The following is a 23,489-nucleotide window of genomic DNA, read 5'->3' on the forward strand; positions in this document are numbered from 1 at the left end:
AAACCGCAAACGTTTCCATTCCGAGGTAAACGTCGCGGTGTGTTTACAGAGGATTCAGGTGATAAAAGTGCCTGAACCTTGATCCACTTAACTTTTGAATTCGGCATCAGAGGGAATACCCCATTGCCGGATAGCGGGCGTATAGGGGGAGTCGCGAGGCTTGTCAACATCATAGCCGGACGCACCGCAACCAAGTCTTGTGATGCAACATGTCTGTGGTCATAGTCAGTTTGACGTAATGACACGAGCGCCTCAGAGATATGCAAGTAATTGGTTTGTGCCGGTTTTCCTACCCTGCAATTGGCGGCTTTCAAGTGGAGCATGAAACACTCGAAGAGCGCATTGCCTATTTATATGCAGCCGACCGCATGGAGGAACGCTTTACGCTGTTCGAAGCGATAATGCTGCCTTCCATGAAGGCACAGACCGATCCTGATTTCGACCTGATCGTGGTGATTGGGGACAGTTTGCCCAAAAAATACGAAGAGCGACTGCGTGACCTGTGCTCTGGGATGGAACGGCTACACATCCGCGCCGAAGCGCCGGCGCGACACCGCCCGCTGATGCGCAAGATATTGAACGAAGCCCGGCACGACATCTCTGAGCCTTGCCTGCAGTTTCGGATGGATGATGATGACGCAGTTGCGGTGGATTTTGTCCAGCACCTTAAATCCGCAACAAAGGACTGTGCAGGGTTGGTTCAGCACAACGACCATGTGGCTTTCGATTTCAACGCCGGTTTCCTGGTCAGACCAGAAGCCGAACAGTTTTGGGTGTCAGAGGTTGTGCGCCCCTATCAGGCCGCAGCATTGGCGATTTCTGTTGGAAGTGGCGTCACCACATCGGTCATGAATTTCGCGCATCATCGTGTTTTCCAGAAAATGCCAACGGTTAGCCTAAACCAGCGGGCCATGTTTTTGCGCAGCCACAACCGGTTCAATGACTCGCGCCAGAAAAGTGCCGCACGCGAAGATATGCACCCGATCACCGAAGCCCAGCGCCGCGTTCTGCAGCGCAGTTTTGCAATCGGTCCCGCAGAAATCGATCAGCTATCCGACGGGGCCCGCTTGCGCAGTTGATTTTCCCGCATCAGCGTAAACAGCCCTGCACCAACAACAATAGCGGCACCCAATAGCGTAAGTGGATCGGGCCATTGTTCAAAAAGCACCAGCCCAGCCATCAGTGCCACCAACAGCCCACTATAGCGGAACGCGGCCGTAAATGAGACGTCTCCTGCCCGCATCGAATAGACTGAACATAAGTAGCCTGTCAGTATCAACACAGATGCGCCAAGCAACAATCCGAAGTGCTGTGGTGCTGGACTTACCCATTGCTGGCTCTGGCTGAGAACCACACCAAAGAACGTCACCCCCACAGAGGTTGTGACTGCCATTGACAGAGCCGGAACTCCGGCAGGTACAAAACGGGTGAGCATATCGCGGCTTGTGATCAGAAGCACTGTTATGAGGACAAAAAACGTCCCTTCGGAAAACCCGTCTGCACCGGGCCTTACAATCAGCAACATCCCGAAAAACCCCACCACAATGGCCAAGATACGGCGCCAGCCTACCTGCTCGGGAAGCAACAACGCGGCTGCCAATGTAACAGAGAGCGGTATGGCCTGCATGACTGCTGTGGCGTTGGCGATTGGCATCACCATCAAAGCTGTCAGAAAAAAATAGGTCGCTGCCACTTCGCAAGTGGCCCGCAGAAGAACAAACCCCCATTCCTTTCGTCCCCGCGGAACCAGCGGCTCTCCCATGAGCTTGGCCATGAAGATCAGAAGCGCCGAGGCCATCACTCCACGCATCACAAGGATTTGCGACAACGGTAAATCGACGCCCGCCAGTTTCACCAGCGCGTCATTCAGCGTATAGGCGGACATGCCCGCCACCATAAAAAGCGCACCCGTTTGGTTGGATGTCATGCAAGGAGCTCGTTCAGGAAATCAGGGGTCAAATCAAAGTGCTTTCGCAAGGCACTGTCGATCTGCGCCCGAGACCACCGACGGGTCAAGCCCATTTGTGTCGCATCAGATTTATTGTCACCATGGACGGTGCGGACAAAAGACGGCACTGAGATGTCTGAATAGGTGTTATAATGTTGAGCAAAGCGCCGATGGTTGAACCGATAAGGGTTCAAGCGCTGGCCGACTTTGCCAACAATCGTGGCACCGGCAGACAGAGGCGCATGTTCGCAGGAATCATACACCTGCACCCCTATCCGGGTTTTATGCGCATAGAATCCACGGTTGCCACATAGTGCAAAAGGCTCCCCGTCTCCCTGCAACGGGATCAGGCCTTCTGCTGTACGCCGCAGGCGGCTGATGAATTCATTATCCAGACAGTCATCATCATCCAGCCGGAATTGTACCCGATGTGTCGCCTCTCCCGGAGAAACAGAATCGAACCCGCGTTTCAACAAACGAAAGTGGTTGCTCGGCCAGAACTGCTTGCAAGTGATTTTGGGAAAGGGTTCCACAAGGTCTTGCAGCCGTTCCCAGTATTCCTTGGGCAGGCATTTAGACGTCAAAATAACGGTTTCAAAACCATCATCGTTTTGGCCAACCAAAGAGGGCAGACACAATGCTTCGAACAAGCGGAAGCGCAGCTCCATGCGCTCCGGCGCATACAGATACGCCGCGATTTCATCCAAAGACTGAAAGCGTTGCGTATAGAACGTCGGGCTCAGCACCGAAAAGCGCACCAATCCTACGATCTGAATCTTCAGTGTCATCTTGTATCAACGGCCAGCTAGCAGATTGTTCCGCAGTCGCGGGAGCAATCATTTCTAACGCACCGAAGACTAAGATTCCCCTTATGGCTCCAGTATTCCGCCACACTGCCGCATTTCGCACGATGGCCGCCTGCAGATGAGCTGAGCGAATGAACTCAGTCTTCCCAAGCGGTGCCGAAACGCCCGATCTCGCCCTCCCAGGCAAAGGGGATCTGGTGGATCAGCGTGTGGCCACCCTCAATGGACAATACGAAATAGGCAGGATCCAATGCGCCGCCTTTCAGCCATGTTTGTTCATTCAGGTCTGGATAGGTCTGATTGCCGGTGGACGGAACTGAGGCAAAGGGAACGCCCATAAACACACCATGTATCGGCGCATGAACATGACCAAAATGAAAATACTCGATCCGGTCACCGTATTCTTTGAGCACCCCGTGGAAGGCGGGCTGGTCTTTGGCAACCAATGCTATGGGATCTTCGGCTGGCAGACCGACCGGCATCGGGTTGTGGTGCAAGAACAGGCGCGCACGTTCGCAAGCTTCAAGTTCAGCAGACAGCCATTCGACACGGTCCGGGCCGAAATGACCTGCATGGGTTTTCTCTCCGACTGTATCCAAATAGATGTAGCGAACCCCGCCTAGCGCCTCCGCATGGTTCACATAGCCATTGGGGTCTACTGGGTGATCTGGAAAGACACGCCGAAAGTTGGCACGATCGTCGTGATTTCCCAAAAGCAATCGCACCGGAATATCTACATCCGCAATCGCCCGTTTCAGCGCCTCATAGGCGGCAACTTCACCCCAATGGGTCAGATCACCGGTTATGACAATGCGCGCGGCGTCGGCGTGGTTTTCAGCCACATCAGCGAGCGCCTTTGCGAAGCGGGCATGAGGGTCCAAACCGCCCATTTGCTCGCCAGGTACGGTCAGGTGGATATCTGAAATATGGATGATCTTCATCTTAGGCCTTTGATCATAGGTTAGCTGTCCTAGGTGGCGCGTCTCGCCCATTTTGGAAGTTGTCGGCACAGCCAAATGTCTCGTTCGTGTTTAAACACACTAATCAGTGCAGAGCTCATTCTTGTGACGGCCATCTCATAATCTGGACGGGTTTCTGCTGCCGTCACTCATGCTTTTTTGCGCTGAACTCTGCTGCGAGGTGGTCGATCAAGGCGCGCACTCGGCGTGTCAAATGCCGATTGTGCGGATAGAGCGCGAAGACACCATAAGTGTCGGTTTTATATCCGGGTAAGATTTCTTCCAAGGCACCGCTATTCAGAGCCTCTTCCACCGTATAGCGCGGCGACCGCGCAATACCGAGCCCCCCAATCGCCATGCGCGCCAATACCGCCGGCGCGTTGGCGCGGGTGGTCACGTTCAATTTTGCGACATGCTCTTCGCCTTCGTCAGACCAAAAACGCCAGGCATTCAGATTGGCCTGATTTTCATCCACCAGACAAGTATGCGTCGCCAAAGCGCGTGGATCACGGGGCCGCCCGTGAACATCCAAATAGGCCGGTGAAGCACAGACGATCAGCGGCATATCAGCAAGCTTGCGCACAATCATGGTCGAGTCCCTCAACACGCCAATCCGGATCGCCAAATCCAGCCCTTCTTCCACCAGCGCAACGCGGGAGTCCGAAAGTTTGAGATCCAAATGCACATCCGGATGCGCCCGCAGAAAAGGTATAAGCGCGTCTGTCAATCGGGTGCTGCCAAAACCGGTTGGTGCGGTCAACCGAACTGGGCCTGCAAGCTCAACCTGATGTTCGCGCACCAAAGCATCCAGATCGTCAATCTGCTCCAGAATCGACCGGCATCGCCCAAGATATGCAGCGCCGACCTCAGTTAAGGACACGCTGCGGGTGGTGCGATTGAAGAGGCGGGTATGCAGCTGGCTTTCCAAATGCTGTACATATTTGCTCACCAATTTGGTCGACATGCCCAATCTGCGCCCAGCGCCTGTAAAAGACTGTTCCTGTGCAACAGAGATAAAGGCGCGCATTGTCTCGATCTTATCCACCCTCTTACGCTCCTCGTCATTCGTTGTGAACAAAATAGACATAACGATTGAACAAATCGAGAGATTATCCCCGCAGCATTCTAAAGCCATAGTTACGACACCAAAGCAGATCCCCCGCCGATCCTTTGCGTGACACAGTAACCCAAGAGGAATGTACCAATGTCCAACGCCATCAAAATTCACCGCCATCCGCTGTCCGGCCACTGCCACCGTGTGGAGCTGTTCGCCGCCTTGACCGGCATCAACTATGAGACCATTGACGTCGATCTGGTCAATGGTGCCCACAGGAAAGAGCCATTTTTGTCGCTGAACCCAGCTGGTCTGGTTCCGGTGATCGAAGATGCAGACACAGTTGTGGCCGATTCCAATGCGATTCTGGTTTACCTGGCCCGCAAATACGCACCCGAGTGGATCCCAAGCGACATCGAAGAAGAAGCACTGCTGCACAAGTTCCTTGCCTTTGCCGCCGGCGAACTGGCGAGCGGGCCCTGCGCGGCTCGTTTGATCACTGTGTTCGGCGCGGACCTTGATCCGGCGCGTGCGCAAGCGGTTTCGGAACGGGCCTTTACCTTCCTTGAAGGCTATTTGGAGGGAAAAGAATGGCTGGTGGGCAACCGTCCGACCATCGCTGATGTCGCCTTCTACAGCTACACGGCGCACGCTCCGGAAGGGAATGTGTCGCTGGAACCATACCCCAATGTGCGCGCGCTTGTCGCTCGTATCGAAGCTCTGCCAGGCTTTATTGGGATGCCCGCAAGCAAAGTCGGCCTGGCCGCAGAATAAGCCAAATACTTCCGGGGCATATAGCTCCGGAAGACACCCTGTTTTCTGTTCCTGTTTGCGAGGAAGACATGACGCAACAAGCCGATCATCTGTCCCCGTTCCATGACGGTGAAATCTCGCTGCAGGAGCAGTTCGGCGTACGCCGCGTAGAAGCCCTTGGCCGCCGCGCGATCCGCCCCTTTATGCCGGATCAGCATCGGGAGTTCTTTGCCCACCAACCCTTTCTGGTTGCCGCTGCACGTGATGCCGAAGGGCGCCCCTGGGCTACGGTTTTGGAAGGGGACGTTGGTTTTGTAAACTCGCCTGACAGCAAGAGTTTGGCAATCGCAAGCCAACCAGCAAAAGGCGACGCATTGGAAGGAATGCTACGATCCGGCGTTGATCTGGGGCTGATTGGGATTGAATTGGCCACCCGAAGACGCAACCGAGTCAACGGGCGTATTTCCGACACAACCGCCGAAGGTCTGAAGTTTCTTGTCGACCAATCCTTTGGCAATTGCCCGCAACACATTCATGCGCGCAACTATACGCAGCTGACTACGGCCACACCCGGTGCTGTCACGCGCCACAAAAGCCTGACTGTGGCGCACCAAAACTGTATTTCCGCCGCAGACACGTTTTTCATCGCCAGCGGATACCGTGGGGAAGGAGAACATCCCAGCTACGGGATGGATGCGTCGCATCGCGGTGGCGCCCCTGGATTTGTGAGGGTTATGTCTTCCAGACAGATCAGGTTTCCAGACTATCCGGGCAACAACTACTACAACACGCTTGGCAATATTCAGAGAGACGGGCGGGCGGGCCTCCTGTTTCTGGATTTCGCGTCCGGGAGCCTGTTGCAATTGACCGGATGTGCAAAAGTCGACGCATCAAAGTCGGACTTTGCCCAATTCCCCGGTGCCCGCCGCATCGTCACAATCGAAATCGACGAGGTTGTGGAACTGCCCAGCGCGCTTCGCCTGCGCTGGGACAAGGATGGGGAAGCAGTCCGTGAATTACGGCTGATCGAGAAACGTGTAGAAAGCGCTGACAGCACATCCTTTGTCTTTGAGCCCCGCGACCGGGGAGAAATCCACGATTTTAGCGCGGGTCAATTCCTCCCAATCGAAGTGACGCTGCCCGGAATGCCCGAGAAAATCCGACGCAGCTATTCACTGACCAACTTACCGGGACAGAGCCGCTATCGGATTACAGTCAAGCGTGATCCGCACGGGGTTGTTTCACGCTATCTGCACGATTTTCTGGAAGTCGGTGATTTGATCTCTGCTTTTCGCCCAGCCGGTGAATTTACCCTTCCGAGCGCTGAAACGCCCATCATGTTTGTCAGTGCAGGTATTGGGATAACACCAATGATGAGCATGGTTCAGGCTGCCCTCGAGCAGAATCCCAGACGCGATATATGGTTTCTGCACGCCGCCCGAGATGCCTTTCACCACACATTTGCCTTTGACCTTGACCTCTTGCGACGCAAACATCCGGCGCTCCGAATGGTGACATTTTACAGTCAGGCCAAAGGATCGGGCCAACAGGTATCACAGCATCACTTTGACGGCCGCTTGACGCCAGATATTCTGAGCACCTGCACACCACCAGAGGGAGCGGCGTTTTTCATCTGTGGCCCAACCGCCTTTGCAATGGATTGGACGGAAGCCCTTCGCCAACGCGGCGTTCCCGACACTGCGATACAAACCGAAAGCTTTGGTGCAAGCAAAGAACGCTAGGCCGGGGCATGGCTGGCCCAATCTGCTTCGGTGATCTTGTGCGATTTGATCCGCGAATAGACAGTCGTTGGCGCCAATCCCAAGAGCTGAGCCGCCCCTTTAGCCCCGGAAACTCGGCCGTTTGACCTGCGCAGACAAGCTACCAGATTGTTCCGTTCGATCTCTCGCAACTCCGCATCGTTGTAAATCCGCTCCGGATCAATCTGAGGAGGCGCAGCGGCGGAGGCAAAGTCAAAAACCAGTTTCCCTCCCTGCGCGAGGATGGCAGCGCGTTCGACAACGTTCTGAAGTTCCCGTACATTACCGGGCCAGGAATAGGACTGTAGCGTTTCTATATTGGCTCGGCTCAGACGTGTCTGCGGCAAGCGTGACCGACGCACGGATTGCTCCAGGAAATGCTGGGCCAGATGCGGAATATCTTCTTTGCGGCTACGCAGGTCTTGGGTCTGCACAGGGAAAACCGCAAGCTCGAAATAGAGATCGCGCCGGAAACGCCCCGCCCCCAATTCCGCATCAATGTCGCGCGCGGTCGACGAGATGATCCGCGTCCCGATCGGCGTTGGCTCTGACGCGCCGATACGGGTAAAAGCTCTGTCGCGAAGGACCTGCAGCAGCTTGGTCTGGAAATCGAGCGGCATGTCCGTAATCTCGTCCAGATGCAGCGTACCATTCTGCGCCAGAACCAATTTACCAACTGTGTCCCGCTCCGCTCCGCGAAAGGCTCCCTTGCGATAGCCGAACAGTTCGATCTCTAAGTCGCGGGCGGATTTTGTGGTGCAATCCACATGCACCAATGGTCGCTTGCCGCGAGGGCTCGCATCATGGATGAGCGACACGATTTGCGTTTTACCACTGCCCGGCGCCCCCCGCACCAGAACGTTGGTGTCGGTCTCAGCCACCAGATTGATCTGGGCGTTCACACTGCGGGCATATGCGGATTCTCCGATCAAGCCCTTTTGCAATCGCGAGGTGCGAATCTCGGTCAGCAAGTAGTCATTCTCCTGCTCCAGCTGCGCTTTCAGCTCTTCGTTCTCACTGAGGGCTGCGCGCAGTTTCCGCTCGTTTTCACGCCGTTCAGTAATGTCGCGAAAAATTACCACTGCCCCGGCCAAAACGCCGCGATCATAAATCGGCGTCGAGACATATTCCACAAGGATGGGCTTGCCGTCCTTGCGCCAAAACGCATCCTCATCCACGCGCATGGTCGCATCCATGCGAAAGGATTTGTAGATCGGGCATTCGCGCGCAGGAAAATGATCGCCGTTCAGATGATGGTGATGAATAATGGAGTGCAGCTCCTGACCGATCAGATCTTCGGCCTTCCAGCCCAACATTTCCTGAGCGGCACGATTGACAAATGTCGCCTTACCTTCCGCATTGATCCCGTATATCCCCTCTCCGGCGGCATCCAGGATCAATTGGTTCTCCCGTTCGACCTCCTGGAAAAACCCATAAACCTCCTGCCAGTGGTTGAAACCGGCCCGGTGGTGCGCGTTTTTCTCCGCCAGGTAGGCACGATGCCCACGCGCGTCAATGTCCAGAAATGACAATGACACCAACGCTGGATCTGTATCCGGAACAGCGGTGCCATATACCTCCAGATTGAGTTCCTTTCCCTCCGATGTGGCAAAGCGCAACCCTGCCTCAACATAGGTTCCATAGTGGAACACGGCCTCAAGAAAGACAGAGAACTCCGCAGCAGAAGATCGCAGCAGTGGACCCAGCCCCCCAGATCGAAAGCGATCTTCGAATAGCGAAAATGTACGTTTGTCACATTCACAGACCTTATCCGCACGCGGATCATAGATCATCGTGGGCAATGGGCTGAGCGCAACGGACAGCGAGAAGCTCGATTCGATTTGCATGAACTGATTGTGACGGGCCACGATTTGTACGGACATCGCGAACTGTCGTAATTCACGATATTTCGTAACGGTCGCACAAAAAACCATCTGCATTTCCAACAAGATACGAAATTTCAGCAGGTCGTTAACCATCTATTTCTGCTCAAAAACGCGTGTCACCATAACAAAAAAACCGACAGAGAGGATGTGCTATGACCGTTAAGAGCCTTGGGAATCCGTTCTCAAAAGACACTGATTTGCGACATGGGGCGGGATGTACCTGTGCCACATGTTCAGAGACTTTTGTTGCCGCCCCTGCAACCGATATGAACAGCGAGGACATGCTGGAACAGGCGGTCGAAAGCGCAATTGTGCGTTCGGTCTTTGGCCAGAACGACATCAGCCGCCGGTCGTTTATGGGAATGGTCGGTGGCACCACGGCAGCTGCTGCACTGGCATCTGTCTTCCCTATCGACAAGGCCAAAGCAGCCATTTTGGACACTCTCGGCACCCCTGAAAAAACCGACCTGAACATCGGTTTTGTCCCGATCACCTGCGCGACGCCGATCATTATGGCGCAACCATTGGGATTTTATGAGCGCTATGGACTGAATGCCAAAGTGATCAAAACCGCCGGCTGGGCCGTCGCACGGGACAAATCGCTGTCCGGTGAATATGACGCCAGCCACATGCTGACACCGATGCCTTTGGCAATGACGCTGGGGGCCGGGTCCGTGGCTGAGCCTTACATCATGCCAGCGGTTGAAAACATCAACGGTCAGGCCATCGTTCTGTCCAACGAGCACCTGGACAAACGCGACCCGAAACAGTGGAAAGGCTTCACATTTGGGGTTCCATTTGAATACTCCATGCACAACTTCCTATTGCGCTACTACGTGGCTGAATTCGGATTGGACCCGGATGTAGACATCCAGATCCGCGTTGTGCCGCCACCAGAAATGGTTGCCAACCTGCGTGCCGGGAACTTGGATGGTTACCTGTCCCCCGACCCATTCAACCAACGCGCGGTCTGGGAGGGCATCGGGTTTATTCACACGCTGACCAAGAACATCTGGGAGGGCCACCCCTGCTGTGCCTTTGCGGCACCGTTGTCCTTTGCAACCGAGCTACCAAACACATATGGTGCGCTGTTGAAATCGATCATCGACGCGACGCAATACGCCTCAAACCCAGAAAACCGCAAGGAAATCTCGGCAGCAATTGCGCCCACGAACTACCTCAATCAACCTATCCCCGTCATCGAGCAGGTACTGACCGGCACCTATGCGGATGGGCTTGGCGAGGTCCAAAACGTTCCTGATCGCATCGATTTTGACCCCTTCCCCTGGCACTCTATGGGGGTCTGGATCCTGACGCAGATGAAACGCTGGGGTTATATTGAAGGGGATGTCGACTACGCCGGTGTGGCAGAACAGGTCTATCTTGCGGCGGACGCCAAGAAGGTGATGAATGACCTGGGCTATGATGCACCGGACATCACCTACAAATCGCATACGATCATGGGCAAGACCTTTGATCCGGCCAAGCCCGAAGAATACGTATCGAGCTTTGCCATCGGGAAAGCATAAGAAATGCTGGACAATCTCTCGCAGTCCAAGCGCGCAGCGATCCTGTCGGTTGTTCTTTTGCTGATCGGCCTTCTGATTTGGGAGGCCGCCATTCCCGCGCAGAAAGCCGTCGGCGAACTTACGGAATACGAGCGCCTTACAGGAGGGGGAGCGCCAAAAGCAGGCGTGCCCCCGCCCAGTCAGGTGCTGGTCAAAGCCTGGGAACAATTGTCCAACCCCTTCTATGATGCCGGCCCCAATGACAAGGGGATCGGCATCCAGATCGGCTATTCCATCTATCGCGTGCTGACGGGTTACATTCTGGCCGCACTGGTGGCGGTGCCTTTGGGCTTTCTCATTGGCATGTCGCCGGTTGCGCACAAAGCCCTTAATCCCTTCATTCAGGTTCTAAGGCCAATTTCACCACTTGCCTGGATGCCGCTTGCACTGTTCATCATTCAGGACAGCGAAGCCAGTGCGATCTTTGTCATCTTTATCTGCTCGATCTGGCCAATGCTGATCAACACCGCCTTTGGCGTTGCAGGTGTGCGACAGGACTGGGTCAACGTTGCACGCACCCATGAACTGTCTGCCTTCAAAACCGCAATCACCGTGATCCTGCCCGCAGCGGCACCAACAATTGTGACTGGTATGAGGATCTCTATCGGGATTGCTTGGCTGGTGATCGTGGCGGCTGAGATGCTCGTCGGTGGAACCGGGATTGGCTACTACGTCTGGAACGAGTGGAACAACCTCGATCTCACTTCGGTGATCTTCTCCATTCTGATGATCGGCATTGTTGGCATGTTGCTGGATGCGGCCTTTGGCGCACTGCAACGCGCCGTGGCCTTTGCGGAATAAAGGAGTGTTTTGATGGCTAAATCCTTCCTGAGCATCGAACAGCTCACCCAACAATTTCCCGATGGAAAAGGTGGAACACTCACCGTTTTTGAAAACGCCACATTCGGCATCGAAAAAGGAGAGTTCGTCTGCATCCTGGGTCATTCCGGCTGTGGTAAATCCACGATCATGAACATTCTGGCGGGTCTGGCAGAGCCAACATCAGGTGTGGTCAAAATGGATGGGTTCGAGGTCTCGGGTCCCAGCCTGGACCGGGGCGTGGTGTTCCAGAATTACTCCTTGTTGCCTTGGCTCTCTGCATTGAAAAACGTGATCTTTGGGATCAAAGCCCGATACCCGCAGAAGTCACGACAGGAGATCACGGAACAGGCATTGGAATACCTTTCCATGGTTGGTCTGGGTGGGGACGTGGTGCATCGCAAACCAGCGCAGTTGTCAGGTGGTATGCGGCAAAGAGTGTCAATTGCCCGCGCCTTTGCCAACCATCCGAAGCTCTTGTTGCTGGACGAACCTTTTGGCGCTCTGGATGCGCTGACACGGGGCACCATTCAGGATGAGTTGCTCAAGATCTGGGGCCAGACTGAACAGACCGTCTTCATGATCACCCATGACATCGACGAGGCGATCCTGTTGGCGGACCGGATCCTGTTGATGACAAACGGCCCCTTTGCCCGCGTTGCGGAATCGGTGGAGATCACCATTCCGCGTCCGCGCAACCGGACCGAGATTGTCGATCACCCCAATTACTATCCCATCCGCAACCACTTGGTTCACTTCCTTGGCCAGCGTTCAAAAGAACTCGCCGGGATGCCGTCCAAAGGAGCCCTGCAGAAGCCGCAAACCGTTCGGATTGACAAAACTCAAACAGACACCACCCCAGACGCCACGCCTTTGCGCAGCGTCGGCAGTTAACGACCCAGAGGAGGCAATCCCATGAAAGACAACATAGAGGTGCCAGTCATGCTGAGCAAAGAAGACGTAACCGTCATGATCCTGTCCGCGAAAAAACAGGCGGGGCTAACCTGGGAGGAAATCGCCGAAAAGATCGACATGTCGTCTGTTTGGACCCATTCGGCCTGTGTGGGCATGAATGCGATGCCAGCGGAAAAAGCCGCGCTTCTGGTCACAACCCTGGGCCTGCCACAAGAAGCCGCATCGGTTCTGGAAGAAAGCCCAACCAAAATGTGGGAGCAGACCGTACCGACGGACCCCTGCATTTATCGCCTTTATGAAATTGTTGGCGTCTACGGGCCGACGATTAAAGCGCTGATCCACGAGAAATTCGGCGACGGCATCATGTCTGCGATTGATTTTGATATGTCGGTCACCAAGGTACCGCATCCCAAAGGGGACCGGGTCAAGGTAGAGATGTCGGGTAAATACCTGTCTTACAACAGCTGGTAAGCACCGGATTGGCACAATGAGACCAAGGGGCGGCCCTCCAGGTTATTGGGCCGTGATTAACCTTGGGCCCTGCGACGGATATCCACTGACGCGGGGTCCCAGTTCCGGGCAAAAACCTCCAAATCCTCTGCGCTTTGCGGTTTGGAGAATGCAAATCCCTGGAGTGTATGACACCCAAGCTCAGCCAAGATCCGGGCGTGTTCCATCGTCTCGACACCCTCGGCTGTGACTTTCAATCCCATTAATTCCGCCATACCGACAATCTGCTTCAACAGCCCCCGGATAGTGCCAGACTTGGTCAGGGGTAAAACCAGCTGTTGGTCGATTTTCATCACATCCGGTCGCAGGTGCATCAAACCGACAATGGACGCATGACCAGAGCCGAAGTCGTCAATTTCAATTGAAATCCCCATATCCCGCAACCGATCAATGCTAAAGTTGAACAGGTCTGTCTGCTCCTCCACCAGAACCGATTCAAGAACTTCAAACGCGATTTGATAACCGGTCTCCGATATCTTTGGTAAGTTCAGGAACATTTCCGGGTTCTGGATCCGCTGGGCTGTAACATTAAACGACAGTTTGGGAATTATCACACCTTGTGCGCGCAGCTCGCTGATTTCCTGTGTTGCCTTTCGGAAAATCAATGCATCTATTTCATCAACGGCCGACAACTGCTCTGCGATCGGTAAAAACGCGCTTGGCACCATCAGGCCAAGCTCAGGAGACCGCCAGCGCGCCAAAGCTTCGACGCCAACAATCTGATAGGTCTGGGCATCGAATTGCGGCTGATAGAAAGGGACAAATTCTTCGTTCACAATCGCACGGCGAATTTCAAGCGCGAGCGCCCGGCGCCCTTGAACCGCGTGATGCAAATTCGGGGTATAAAGACAAACATTGTTTCGCCCACTGTCTTTGGCTTCGTAAAGCGCGGCGTCTGCTCCTACGACAAGCTGCTCCATTGGCACCAGCCCATCCAGCGTGCTCGCAACGCCGAAACTCGCCCCTACACGTATTGTCTTTTTCTCAAATAGTTTGGGCTGTCGGATACGTTCCAACATACGTTCGGCGACAACCCGGCCATCCTCCGATGTCTTCCCCCCTCCAAGAAGGATCACAAATTCATCCCCTCCGACCCGGGCCGGGAGATCTTCTGCCTTGGTCTCCTGCCGCAGGATGTCCGCAACCTCACAAAGGACGAAATCGCCCGCGGCATGACCAAGCGTATCATTGACGTATTTGAAATGATCCAGATCGATCCGGACCACCGTTGCACCCGCTTTCATGTCCCTGCTGCGAGTCTGCAGCGCGACATCTAGAGCTCTGCGGTTAGGCAAACCTGTCAAAGAGTCATGCAGGGCCTGATGTTCAATCTCGCGCTTGGCCGCTATGATGGCTTCGCGTTGCGCACGCTCTTGTGTGACGTCATGAGTAATCGCCATGAAGCCATAGAACTTACCCTCCTCGTTGCGCAGCGGAGAGATACCCAATGAGATCCAATATGAACTGCCATCTTTGTTGTAGTTAAGGATCTCAGTCTTGATCGGACGGCGTTGGCGTATGGCTTCGCGTATCTCTGAGATCGTACCCGGATCAGTTCCCGCGCCTTGAAGCATTGCTCCCGGCTTTTGGCCGCGTGCCTCTTCGCCCGAATATCCAGACAGTTTCTCGAATGCCGGGTTTGTCCAGACGATCCGCCCATCTGCATCCGTTACCACAAATGCGTCGTTTGCGCGTTTTGCAACCGCAGCCAGTTCAGCAAGTGACTTCTTCTGCTGCTCCAACCGTCGATGAGGCTCGACCAATGCCGCGCGGCCCAAACCAGCAAACAGGGCAAAGGCTATGATTAGTACCAATGCCAACGCACTGACGGTAGTCGTTAGGAGCCGACCACCTGCTGCAGCAACGGCGTCGGTATCCGGCAATAAAACGACGGAAAGATCCGCAGCGGAAAGAGGCACCACTGAAGCCCCGTCCGGAACGTCAATCGTACCCGCCTCTAATGCGCTTGTTTTGACAACATAGGTTTCCTTGGCAATCTCATTTGCTGGAAAGAGTGCGTCAAAACCGACCTGCAGACCGACAACAACAGCACCTTCGGTAAACCCTTGGTGGCGCACAGGAGATGCAATGGCAATATGAGCTTCGTCGCCGATCACGGCAAAAACAACTTCGCGCTCACTCCCCTTTTCCCCATTTGTTGTCCGCGCCACAAGCTGCGTGAGAGGCTGCCCCATCAAAGGACCCTCGCCGCCATCCCCGTAGTCCAGATAGACAACTTCATCTCCGAATGCATCATAAACGCGCAGCCAAGACAAAGCATCGGTCTCGCTTAGACGCAGCAAAAGCTCCCTCACGACGTCGGGCGAGTTGACATAACCTATAACCACATCAACAACGGGGGGCGCATGGCTGACAAAATCGAGAAGCACCCGATATCGGTCAAGCTGCATTTCCAAACTTTGCGCGTCTCGCGTGGCTTGGGCCGCAACCGCTTCCTTCTGCTCTGCAACCAAAAATGGCGTGGCAGTCATACGAACCGTCATCGCAGATGACGTAACGGCCAGGATCAAAACAAGTATCAACAGGCTCCAGAAACGCTGCAAAACAACTCTGGAATTCGCTGAACCCGAGAAGAAAGAGTCAGAGGGCATTCTCCAGCCTCCCATCTGACCCAAATTTGGCGATGCAAAGGTCATCTATCCCCAAAGCCTCGTGTGCATCGGGCGACTGAGGTCCAAAGGGGTAAAATGGTGGGTCATACGGCCCCAGTATCCCAGGAACGGGGTTTTCCAAGTTCTCCAAGGCTTGCCGCAATTTGGCACGTTTTTCCTGAATACTTGCAGTATCCCATGTTTCACTTTCAGCAGCCTGACGTGCGGCTTCGATCAAAATCCGCGTCAAATCGTAGCCGTGGACAAAACCTGTGGCTGCCGGAATCTCCGAAATTGACTCCAGATCAGGAGCTGCAGCAGTCAACGCTTTTGCCAATAGGGAGTTACCTTCGCTTTCACGGCGCAAGGCGCATGTTTGCAGGACGCGGAGCTTCAAAGCGCGACGTGTTTGATCGTCTACGCGCCGGGTGAATTCTCCTCCCATAATTCCCCAATGGCTGAATATGCGTATGTCTGTACCGTGTTGATGCAATGCATTCAGAACCAAGGCGCCGTTGTCCCAGTTGGACAACAAGACACCGCAGTCAGCACCGGTTCGCCCAATACGTGCAGCCAAGCTAAGAGCTGTTGCATCACCGATTGCTGTGGAAAAGAACTCTGTTGTGACTGGGGCCATATCGCGAGCAGCGAGAGCCGCAGTCAGCGTTTTCTGGTTGGCATGCCCCCATCCGTTTTCCAAAAGGATCAACGCAATTTTCTCGCAACCAGCCTTTTCGACGGCCTCATTCACAAGGAAACTGCCCGATTGCGTGTCATCGACGGACAGGCGGAAAATCCAATTGTCATGTCCCGCTTTCGACCGCGTTATCGGACCGGCTGCGGACCAAGGCAACAGCGTCAGCACACCGTTTGAATTGATATAATCCTTGTGCGCCAAATACGGGGGAGAGTGCAGACCACCAATGACGGCCAATGCCTGCTCGCTTTCCAGGTAACGTTCATAGGTACGACGTGCCCGCTTTACGTTGCCGCGATGATCCATCGGAACAACGCGAATTCTTGTGCCTGCGACTTCGAACCCGACTTCGTCGAGCGCAGTCCGCACACCAAGTTCAATGGATTGCGCCGCGGCGACGCTGATTGAATAGTCAGCGTCGATAAAAAGTTCCAACGTGTTCTCTTTGGCTTCCGCATGAGACACGATGCAGCCAATCGTACTGAGAACAAGAGATCTTAGAATTTTGGCAAGCATGATTGTCCCTCTTTTGTCAGCTCTAGAGTTGCCGAACAAAAACTAATGCGTGATGAACCTACCGCCTCAAAACCACTCGAAGTTGATTCAATTGATGTTATCGGAATGTGAAAACACGTTTTTACAACGGCCGTTCTGGAGACCCTTCCTGGTTCCCAACAGATGTGGAAACGCCCTCGTTCATTGGCGTGCATCGCTGAACTCGACGTTTGGAACAGAGCGAATTTGCCATGATTATTGACAAAAAATCAGAAGACCTTAACGCGCTGACCTATAAGGAATGACGTACCAACTGATAGGGTTACCTGTCAGTCGAAATAGAAACGACAGCAGGGAAACTGGCGTTTTCGACATGCGCATTTTTTAGACAAAGCCCCCACATTCGTTCGCAATATGATTATTTATTAGAAATCCTGTTTAAATTTCAGGCGCGTTTTTCGCAGAGCGACGCCAAAAGCCTGCTTTTGAGGCACGAATCTTGCGGCTGGAGGTTTGGATGCAAAACTCAATCTATGACACATGAAGCCACATTCTTTGACGAGATGCTCACCACTCACGGTGCTGCGCGCGACCCCTACAAGGTCTATTTTGATTGGTTTGAAAATGAGGATCTAAAAAGACTCAGGCGCAAGTCAGAGGATGCAGAGGCCTTTTTCCGACGGATCGGAATCACGTTTAACGTCTATGGGCAGGAAGAAGCTGACGAGCGGCTCATCCCTTTTGACATCGTGCCGCGCATCATAGCTGCACGGGAATGGGCCAAACTGGAACGCGGGATTGAGCAACGTGTGCGCGCAATCAATGCCTTCCTATACGACATCTATCATGGCCAAGAGATCCTGCGAGCAGGCCGTATTCCGCGTGAGTTAATCAGCGGAAACGAGGCATTTTGCCCGGAAATGATTGGCGTGAACCCACCCGGTGGCGTTTACACCCATATCTGCGGAGTGGATCTGGTCCGCACCGGAGAAGACGAATTCTTTGTCCTTGAAGACAATGTGCGAACCCCGTCCGGCGTTTCTTACATGCTGGAGAACCGTGAAACGATGCTGCAGATGTTCCCGGAGCTGTTTACACAACTGAAGGTTCGCCCTGTCTCTGCATATCCGCAACGCTTGCGCCGGTCTTTGGCCCACAGTGCGCCAAGCTCGTCGCCGAACGAAAAACCGGTGGTGGCCGTTCTGACACCTGGCATCCACAATTCAGCCTATTTCGAACATGCGTTTCTTGCCGATCAGATGGGTGCGGAATTGGTGGAGAGTCACGATTTGCAGATCGTCGACGGGCGTGTCGCGATGCGCACGACACAAGGGTATCAGACCATCGACGTGCTCTATCGTCGTGTAGACGATGCCTATCTTGACCCGCTGACCTTTAATCCCGACAGCCTTTTGGGTGTACCCGGCATCATGGATGTCTATCGGGCAGGCAACATCACACTGGCCAATGCGCCCGGAACCGGTATCGCAGATGACAAGGCGCTATACAGCTACATCCCTGAAATAATTGAGTTCTACACGGGCGAGCAGGCGATCTTGAAGAATGTTCCGACCTGGCGTTGTTCTGAACCGGACTCCCTTGCTCATGTTCTGGCGAACCTCAAGGATCTGGTGGTGAAGGAAGTGCACGGATCGGGTGGCTATGGCATGTTGGTCGGCCCCGCCGCGAGCAAACGCGAGCTTGCTGCGTTTGAAGCCAAACTGCGAGCCAAACCGGCAAATTACATTGCCCAGCCCACGCTCTCCCTTTCGACAGTTCCGATCCTGTCCAAGTCAGGCCTGGCACCGCGCCACGTAGATCTGCGGCCCTTTGTTCTGGTCTCTCCCAATCAGGTCGACATAACGCCCGGCGGCCTGACCCGGGTTGCATTGAAGAAAGGATCGCTGGTGGTGAACTCATCCCAAGGCGGCGGAACAAAAGACACATGGGTGTTGGGGGACTAATTCATGATGCTGGGAAAAACTGCTGGCGGCCTGTTTTGGATGTTTCGATATCTGGAACGGGCAGAGAATACTGCACGCCTGCTGGAAGCCGGATGGCGGATCGCTCTGACCCGCTCCTCCAATAGCGAGAGCGAGTGGCGCTCTATCGTGACGACGGCCGGAATGAACCTTGGCTATGAAGAAAAATACGACAGCTACACGGCGGCTAATGTCATCAACTATCTGCTGCGGGACAAGGACAACCCGTCGAGTGTGATGGCAACTTTGGGCCAGGCCCGCTCAAACGCGCGAATGGTGCGCACGGCCTTGTCGAGCGAGGTCTGGGAAGCCACCAATGAATGCTGGATGGCGACCAAAGAAGACCTGGCCCGCCCTGTGAGCGAGCGCAACCTGCATGGTGTATTGGCCGCTATCCGTTACCGAACCTCTGTTGTGCGCGGCGCATTGCACGGTACCATGCTGCGCAATGACATATTCTGCTTTGCCAGACTGGGCACCTTTATCGAACGGGCCGACAACACGGCACGTATCCTAGATGTGAAATACTACGTACTGCTGCCGTCTGCAGCCTATGTCGGCTCCAATATCGATAATGCTCAGTGGGAGGTGATTCTACGCTCTGTCTCGGCAGAGCAGTCGTTCAGATGGCTATATACCGGTAGCATCTCACCTATGATGATTGCAGATTTCTTGATCCTGGATCGCCGCATGCCGCGCTCTTTGGCGTTTTGCTACAACGAAATCGAGGAAAACCTGAAGAATCTGGAAGAAGACTATGGAACCCGGCAGCCTTGTCAGGACCAAGCCGAAGCCGTTTGCACCCGTATGCGTGGGCACTCAGTCGAAAGCATTTTTCAACATGGGCTCCACGAGTTCCTAGGCGAGTTCATCAAAGACACAACCGTGCTTTCCTCCGGGATTGAGCAGAGCTTCCGGTTCTACGGATAAGTCAATGAAACTGACGATCAAACATCAAACCACTTATAAATATGACGAGCCAGTGCATTATGCATTGCAGAAGCTGCGGCTCATTCCCCGTACCGGCCATGGGCAAACGGTCCTGAACTGGGAGACCAGAATTTCCGGAGGCGCAAAACAGCTTACGTTTGACGATCTCTTCATAAATCACACAGAACTGGTGAAGGTAAATCAAGGGGCCACACACATCGAAATCGTCAGTACGGGGGAGGTCGAGGTAGAAGACCGAAACGGTGTCGTAGGGCAACACACCGGATATGCACCACTTTGGTTGTTTGAAGGGGCAACACCAATGACTGCCGCCGGGAACAACGTTCGAAAGCTCTCCGCGGCAGTGCGCAGCGATACGGCCGACTTGGACGACATCGCGCGCTTACATCATCTGTCCAGCGAAATTCTGTCACAGGTCAAATATGAGACTGGGCGTACGGACAGCTCCACAACGGCCGAAGTCGCCCTGTCCGCCGGTCACGGCGTATGCCAGGACCACAGCCACATAATGATCGCAGCCGCACGTTTGATGGGATATCCCGCCCGCTACATCAGTGGCTATTTGCTGATGGATGGGCAAGAGCAACAGGACGCCTCCCATGCTTGGTGCGAGGTCTGGACACAAAGCCTGGGCTGGGTCGGGTTTGACGTCTCCAACGGAATATCGCCAGATGCGCGTTATGTACGCGTGGCCACAGGGCGCGACTACAGCGATGCCGCGCCAATTCTGGGCATTCGACAGGGAAATGGAGCAGAGAATCTTCATGTTTCCTTGCAGGTTCAGCAATAGGCTGCTTGAAGAGCCTGCAAAAAAGGAAACAACATGACCTATTGCGTTGGCCTGATGTTGAACCGGGGCCTGGTCTTTATGTCCGATACCCGCACCAATTCTGGTGTAGATAACATCTCCACCTTCCGGAAGATGTTCACTTGGGATGTGCCTGGCAACCGCTCCATCACTTTGATGACGGCCGGTAATCTGGCGACAACGCAATCCGTAGTCAGCCTTCTGGAAGAGCGCAGCAAGGAACCCGGAGCGCGTCACCCCGGCATTCTGGAAGAAGGATCAATGTTCCAGGTGGCAACCATGGTGGGAAACCTTCTGAAAGAGGTGATCGCCACCCATGCCGAAGCCGGTCAGCGCGCCGATGCCGCGTTCAACGCGACAATGATCCTGGGCGGGCAAATCGGAGACGGCGCGCCCCGGCTTTTCCTGATTTATCCAGAAGGCAATTTTATCGAAGCCAGTTTTGATACTCCCTTCTTCCAGATTGGCGAGACGAAATACGGTCGCCCCATTTTGCTGCGCGCCTATGATCCGGGCATGTCCTTTGAAGATGCAATCAAACTGCTGACAGTGAGTTTTGATTCCACGATCAAGGCCAATCTGTCTGTGAGCCTGCCATTGGATGTCCACGCCTATGAAACCGACAGCCTGCAAAATGGCAGAATGTTTCGGATTGAAGAGAACGATCCCTACTTCGAGGAAATCTCAAACGGTTGGGGCGTCGCGCTACGTGAAGCATTTAGCCAGCTCCCTGAATTCAAATTTCCAAAAGTTTGAAAGACCAGCCGCCGAATATTGCAGGGCAAGTTCAGAAGGGCAAACCAACACCTCCTCCTACGGCGCCGGTTTCGGCGTTACAGAGCTCCGGTAATCCCCCCATTTTTAATGGGACTCAGCCGTAGAAATCACGCGGCTGTTTTCAGTTTCATAGCGGGTTTGATGCTGCCAATGGCCATTGTTGGGCCGGTCGTTGTTGTAAGTCCAGAGCCATTTTGTGGCCCGATCTTGAGCCTCCTCTATCGTTTGACCCAGCCCCCTGATCCGGTCCGTTCAGGTGTAGAACCCGTTCTTGTTTCTTTCTGTTGATTGGGTTGCGGTCAAGGCCTGCTGAGCGGAGCCCTTGCGGAGCTCAAGCGAGGCAGGCCGGGTGGCACGGTTGAGACTGGCGCAAACGGCTGGAGCCAGCCCGCCAAGTGAAGTGTGTGGTCGTTCAGTGTTGTAGTCGATCCTCCAGGTTTCAATTATCTTTCTGGCTTCGGCGAGATTGCCGAAGATATGTTCGTTCAGGCATTCGTCGCGCAGGCGGCCATTGAAGCTTTCGACAAACGCATTCTGCATGGGCTTTCCTGGCGCGATGTAGTGCCAACCAACGCCAGTGTCCTGGCACCATCGCAGCACAGCATGAGATGTCATTTCCGTTCCGTTGTCGCTGACGATCATGTCGGGCTGACCGCGTCGGCGGATCAGTTCATCCAGTTCTCGGGTCATGCGTGAACCCGACAGCGAGCGATCCACGACCGTAGCCAGTGCTTCTCGGGTGCAGTCATCCACGATGCACAGCACGCGGAACCGTTGGCCGTCTGCGAAGGCATCTGACACGAAGTCCAACGACCAGCGCTGGTTTGCCCGTTCAGGCACCAGGATCGGCCTGCGCGTGCCCAGAGCCCGCTTACGAGAACGCCTGCGCCGCACGGCCAGCCCTTCCTCGCGGTAGAGCCGGAACAGTTTCTTGTGGTTCACCTCAAAACCCTCTCTGGCCAACAGGATGCCCAAACGGCGATATCCGAACCGACGGCGCTCGTTCGCCAGTTCACGCAGTCGTTTGCGCAGGGCGTCATCGCCCTGATCCTGCTTCTCATATTGAAAAACAGACCGATGCAGGCCCGCCAATTCGCACGCCCGACGCTCAGACAGGCCGTGCCGATCCATCACGTCCGACACGGCCCTGCGCTTCACATCAGGCGTCAGTAGTTTTTTGTCGCGAGGTCTTTCAAGGCCGCATTGTCCAGCATCGTATCTGCCAACATCCGCTTCAGACGATTGTTCTCGTCTTCCAGCGCTCTCAGTTTCTTCGCATCGGACACGTTCATGCCGCCAAATCTGGCTTTGTATTTGTAAAACGTTGCATCGCTGATGCCGTACTTCCGGCACAGCTCTTGGGCTTTCACACCGGCTTCGTATTCTTTGATCATCCCAATGATCTGTTCGTCTGAAAATCTGCGTTTCATAGTCCATCCTTTGCTTGGACGGATTACTAACACCTCAGTGGCCGGAATTCAGGGGGCTGGGTCACGGTCTATCTAGCTTTGGCTTCACCGCTCGCGGTTGGCTGGATTGAGACCTGGCTTGCCGCGAACGTGCCTGTCCTGGGATCGCCGGTTGCCAACCTTTTGACTTCAAGAGTTGTCGCGGTAGTCATCTGGGGAAGCATCGCGCTATTCATCATCGCGCCAGGCTGGCGTCTTCTTTGGAAGTTACCTTTGGCGGGACCTTGGTTCGCAAGTCGCTACTTTCCTGACCTGAACGGCCAGTGGGCTGTGACGATCCAGTCCAATTGGCCGATTGTGGAACGCCTGAAAACCGCTGCGGCCAGTAACGAAGTTACATTTGACCCTTTCAAAGACGAACGGCCCAATCTCCTTGATGCTAGCTTTGATGTGAAAATCAAACAGACGTGGTTTCGGACCGACGTGACCTTCCTACCAAACGAAAAAACGCCATTGCTCAGTTCCGAAACAGTTTCAGTGGAATTTTTCTCGTCAGAAAACGGGAGCAAATCAGTCGCATGGGTTTACGAACAGGCCAATAAACAAGACAACTCGCAGCCTCTTGCGGTAACAGGCCAGCCCAAGTTTTACGGGTCCGCAATACTCACAGTAAACGATGATGCGACTGAAATGCAGGGCCAGTATTGGCAAAACCGGTCGTGGGGTCTTGGATTGAATGCTGCGGGACTAATCACAATGAGAAAATCCACCAAGTAGCTC

20 protein-coding genes and 1 pseudogene are annotated in these 23,489 nt (G+C 54.4%); 12 read left to right on the forward strand and 9 right to left on the reverse strand.

The annotated features are described in order from the left end of the window. Nucleotides 1-260 precede the first annotated feature (260 nt). Nucleotides 261-1,079, forward strand: coding sequence for a glycosyltransferase (locus ACXAEW_RS05105; protein ID WP_474940298.1), 819 nt, complete (start codon nucleotides 261-263; stop codon nucleotides 1,077-1,079). Here the strand turns inward: ACXAEW_RS05105 and ACXAEW_RS05110 are convergent. From ACXAEW_RS05110 to ACXAEW_RS05125, 4 genes are all read right to left on the reverse strand, one after another. Then, on the reverse strand, nucleotides 1,046-1,927 hold the full coding sequence (locus tag ACXAEW_RS05110) for a DMT family transporter (protein ID WP_474940299.1): 882 nt from the start codon (nucleotides 1,925-1,927) through the stop codon (nucleotides 1,046-1,048). The genes ACXAEW_RS05105 and ACXAEW_RS05110 overlap by 34 nt on opposite strands. After that, nucleotides 1,924-2,736 (reverse strand): glycosyltransferase, encoded by an 813-nt coding sequence (locus tag ACXAEW_RS05115; protein ID WP_474940300.1) that lies wholly within the window; start codon nucleotides 2,734-2,736, stop codon nucleotides 1,924-1,926. Before ACXAEW_RS05115 ends, ACXAEW_RS05110 begins: the two co-directional genes overlap by 4 nt. Before the next feature lie 155 nt (nucleotides 2,737-2,891). Further along, entirely contained in the window at nucleotides 2,892-3,695 is an 804-nt protein-coding gene (locus tag ACXAEW_RS05120) for a phosphodiesterase (protein ID WP_474940301.1), read from the reverse strand. 163 nt (nucleotides 3,696-3,858) lie between these two features. Continuing rightward, nucleotides 3,859-4,758 carry a LysR family transcriptional regulator gene (locus tag ACXAEW_RS05125; RefSeq protein ID WP_474940302.1) on the reverse strand — a complete coding sequence of 300 codons (900 nt, stop codon included), beginning with the start codon at nucleotides 4,756-4,758 and terminating at the stop codon, nucleotides 3,859-3,861. A 159-nt stretch (nucleotides 4,759-4,917) separates the two neighbouring features. Between ACXAEW_RS05125 and ACXAEW_RS05130 the strand changes: the two genes are divergently transcribed. Beyond that, nucleotides 4,918-5,541, forward strand: a complete 624-nt coding sequence (locus tag ACXAEW_RS05130; RefSeq protein WP_474940303.1) for a glutathione S-transferase family protein — start codon at nucleotides 4,918-4,920, stop codon at nucleotides 5,539-5,541. A gap of 68 nt (nucleotides 5,542-5,609) precedes the next feature. Then, nucleotides 5,610-7,262, forward strand: a complete 1,653-nt coding sequence (locus ACXAEW_RS05135) for an FAD-binding oxidoreductase (RefSeq protein ID WP_474940304.1) — start codon at nucleotides 5,610-5,612, stop codon at nucleotides 7,260-7,262. On the opposite strand, the gene ACXAEW_RS05140 is transcribed toward ACXAEW_RS05135, so the two are convergent. Next, complete coding sequence (locus ACXAEW_RS05140) at nucleotides 7,259-9,163, reverse strand: sigma-54 interaction domain-containing protein (protein WP_474940305.1); 1,905 nt, start codon at nucleotides 9,161-9,163, stop codon at nucleotides 7,259-7,261. The two genes, ACXAEW_RS05135 and ACXAEW_RS05140, sit on opposite strands and share 4 nt — an antisense overlap. A 155-nt stretch (nucleotides 9,164-9,318) precedes the next feature. On the opposite strand from ACXAEW_RS05140, the gene ACXAEW_RS05145 reads away from it, so the two are divergent. Genes ACXAEW_RS05145 through cynS form a run of 4 tightly spaced genes read left to right on the forward strand, consistent with a single transcriptional unit; the run spans nucleotide 9,319 to nucleotide 12,939 of the window. Next, the gene (locus tag ACXAEW_RS05145; protein ID WP_474940306.1) at nucleotides 9,319-10,695 is read left to right on the forward strand and encodes a CmpA/NrtA family ABC transporter substrate-binding protein; all 1,377 of its coding nucleotides are present in this window, start codon (nucleotides 9,319-9,321) and stop codon (nucleotides 10,693-10,695) included. 3 nt (nucleotides 10,696-10,698) lie between these two features. Then, the gene (gene ntrB / locus ACXAEW_RS05150; RefSeq protein ID WP_474940307.1) at nucleotides 10,699-11,535 is read left to right on the forward strand and encodes a nitrate ABC transporter permease; all 837 of its coding nucleotides are present in this window, start codon (nucleotides 10,699-10,701) and stop codon (nucleotides 11,533-11,535) included. Nucleotides 11,536-11,547: 12 nt separating this feature from the next. Next, nucleotides 11,548-12,447, forward strand: a complete 900-nt coding sequence (locus ACXAEW_RS05155; protein WP_474940308.1) for an ABC transporter ATP-binding protein — start codon at nucleotides 11,548-11,550, stop codon at nucleotides 12,445-12,447. A 21-nt stretch (nucleotides 12,448-12,468) separates the two neighbouring features. After that, nucleotides 12,469-12,939: a cyanase gene (gene cynS / locus ACXAEW_RS05160; RefSeq protein ID WP_474940309.1), complete on the forward strand. Its 471-nt coding sequence runs from the start codon at nucleotides 12,469-12,471 to the stop codon at nucleotides 12,937-12,939. A gap of 56 nt (nucleotides 12,940-12,995) precedes the next feature. Here cynS and ACXAEW_RS05165 read toward each other — a convergent pair whose 3' ends face one another. Together ACXAEW_RS05165 and ACXAEW_RS05170 are read right to left on the reverse strand one after the other, a co-directional pair. Beyond that, nucleotides 12,996-15,590 carry a putative bifunctional diguanylate cyclase/phosphodiesterase gene (locus tag ACXAEW_RS05165; RefSeq protein WP_474940310.1) on the reverse strand — a complete coding sequence of 865 codons (2,595 nt, stop codon included), beginning with the start codon at nucleotides 15,588-15,590 and terminating at the stop codon, nucleotides 12,996-12,998. After that, nucleotides 15,580-16,803 carry an ABC transporter substrate-binding protein gene (locus tag ACXAEW_RS05170; protein WP_474940311.1) on the reverse strand — a complete coding sequence of 408 codons (1,224 nt, stop codon included), beginning with the start codon at nucleotides 16,801-16,803 and terminating at the stop codon, nucleotides 15,580-15,582. The genes ACXAEW_RS05165 and ACXAEW_RS05170 overlap by 11 nt, the downstream gene beginning before the upstream one ends. Nucleotides 16,804-17,315: 512 nt before the next feature. On the opposite strand from ACXAEW_RS05170, the gene ACXAEW_RS05175 reads away from it, so the two are divergent. The 4 genes from ACXAEW_RS05175 to ACXAEW_RS05190 are packed head-to-tail and all read left to right on the forward strand — an operon-like array spanning nucleotide 17,316 to nucleotide 21,279. Beyond that, nucleotides 17,316-18,746 (forward strand): circularly permuted type 2 ATP-grasp protein, encoded by a 1,431-nt coding sequence (locus ACXAEW_RS05175; RefSeq protein ID WP_474940312.1) that lies wholly within the window; start codon nucleotides 17,316-17,318, stop codon nucleotides 18,744-18,746. Between the two features lie 6 nt (nucleotides 18,747-18,752). Beyond that, the gene (locus ACXAEW_RS05180; protein WP_474942995.1) at nucleotides 18,753-19,694 is read left to right on the forward strand and encodes an alpha-E domain-containing protein; all 942 of its coding nucleotides are present in this window, start codon (nucleotides 18,753-18,755) and stop codon (nucleotides 19,692-19,694) included. Nucleotides 19,695-19,698: 4 nt separating this feature from the next. Continuing rightward, the gene (locus tag ACXAEW_RS05185; protein ID WP_474940313.1) at nucleotides 19,699-20,505 is read left to right on the forward strand and encodes a transglutaminase family protein; all 807 of its coding nucleotides are present in this window, start codon (nucleotides 19,699-19,701) and stop codon (nucleotides 20,503-20,505) included. Nucleotides 20,506-20,538: 33 nt separating this feature from the next. After that, nucleotides 20,539-21,279, forward strand: coding sequence for a proteasome-type protease (locus tag ACXAEW_RS05190; RefSeq protein ID WP_474940314.1), 741 nt, complete (start codon nucleotides 20,539-20,541; stop codon nucleotides 21,277-21,279). A 128-nt stretch (nucleotides 21,280-21,407) separates the two neighbouring features. On the opposite strand, the pseudogene ACXAEW_RS05195 reads toward ACXAEW_RS05190, so the two are convergent. Then, a pseudogene (locus ACXAEW_RS05195) lies at nucleotides 21,408-21,528 on the reverse strand (IS3 family transposase); the annotation flags it as partial. 24 nt (nucleotides 21,529-21,552) lie between these two features. Continuing rightward, a protein-coding gene (locus ACXAEW_RS05200) for an IS3 family transposase (protein ID WP_474940315.1) occupies nucleotides 21,553-22,730 on the reverse strand; the annotation gives its coding sequence in 2 pieces (ribosomal slippage) (nucleotides 21,553-22,484 and nucleotides 22,484-22,730; 1,179 coding nt in all). Nucleotides 22,731-22,808: 78 nt separating this feature from the next. Here ACXAEW_RS05200 and ACXAEW_RS05205 point away from each other — a divergent pair. Continuing rightward, on the forward strand, nucleotides 22,809-23,486 hold the full coding sequence (locus tag ACXAEW_RS05205) for a hypothetical protein (RefSeq protein WP_474940316.1): 678 nt from the start codon (nucleotides 22,809-22,811) through the stop codon (nucleotides 23,484-23,486). The last annotated feature ends 3 nt before the right edge of the window (nucleotides 23,487-23,489 follow it).

This window comes from Epibacterium sp. ABZ3_068 (assembly GCF_056159265.1).

Bases quoted from the DNA above. Each gene is read 5' to 3' on its own strand.
- ACXAEW_RS05170 (WP_474940311.1), bottom strand. From the start codon at position 16,803: ATGCTTGCCAAAATTCTAAGATCTCTTGTTCTCAGTACGATTGGCTGC.
- ACXAEW_RS05105 (WP_474940298.1), top strand. From the start codon at position 261: ATGCAAGTAATTGGTTTGTGCCGGTTTTCCTACCCTGCAATTGGCGGC.
- ACXAEW_RS05110 (WP_474940299.1), bottom strand. From the start codon at position 1,927: ATGACATCCAACCAAACGGGTGCGCTTTTTATGGTGGCGGGCATGTCC.
- ACXAEW_RS05130 (WP_474940303.1), top strand. From the start codon at position 4,918: ATGTCCAACGCCATCAAAATTCACCGCCATCCGCTGTCCGGCCACTGC.
- ACXAEW_RS05145 (WP_474940306.1), top strand. From the start codon at position 9,319: ATGACCGTTAAGAGCCTTGGGAATCCGTTCTCAAAAGACACTGATTTG.
- ACXAEW_RS05120 (WP_474940301.1), bottom strand. From the start codon at position 3,695: ATGAAGATCATCCATATTTCAGATATCCACCTGACCGTACCTGGCGAG.
- ACXAEW_RS05190 (WP_474940314.1), top strand. From the start codon at position 20,539: ATGACCTATTGCGTTGGCCTGATGTTGAACCGGGGCCTGGTCTTTATG.
- ACXAEW_RS05175 (WP_474940312.1), top strand. From the start codon at position 17,316: ATGACACATGAAGCCACATTCTTTGACGAGATGCTCACCACTCACGGT.
- ACXAEW_RS05115 (WP_474940300.1), bottom strand. From the start codon at position 2,736: ATGACACTGAAGATTCAGATCGTAGGATTGGTGCGCTTTTCGGTGCTG.
- ACXAEW_RS05140 (WP_474940305.1), bottom strand. From the start codon at position 9,163: ATGTCCGTACAAATCGTGGCCCGTCACAATCAGTTCATGCAAATCGAA.
- ACXAEW_RS05155 (WP_474940308.1), top strand. From the start codon at position 11,548: ATGGCTAAATCCTTCCTGAGCATCGAACAGCTCACCCAACAATTTCCC.
- ACXAEW_RS05135 (WP_474940304.1), top strand. From the start codon at position 5,610: ATGACGCAACAAGCCGATCATCTGTCCCCGTTCCATGACGGTGAAATC.
- ntrB (WP_474940307.1), top strand. From the start codon at position 10,699: ATGCTGGACAATCTCTCGCAGTCCAAGCGCGCAGCGATCCTGTCGGTT.
- ACXAEW_RS05165 (WP_474940310.1), bottom strand. From the start codon at position 15,590: ATGCCCTCTGACTCTTTCTTCTCGGGTTCAGCGAATTCCAGAGTTGTT.
- ACXAEW_RS05185 (WP_474940313.1), top strand. From the start codon at position 19,699: ATGAAACTGACGATCAAACATCAAACCACTTATAAATATGACGAGCCA.
- ACXAEW_RS05180 (WP_474942995.1), top strand. From the start codon at position 18,753: ATGCTGGGAAAAACTGCTGGCGGCCTGTTTTGGATGTTTCGATATCTG.
- cynS (WP_474940309.1), top strand. From the start codon at position 12,469: ATGAAAGACAACATAGAGGTGCCAGTCATGCTGAGCAAAGAAGACGTA.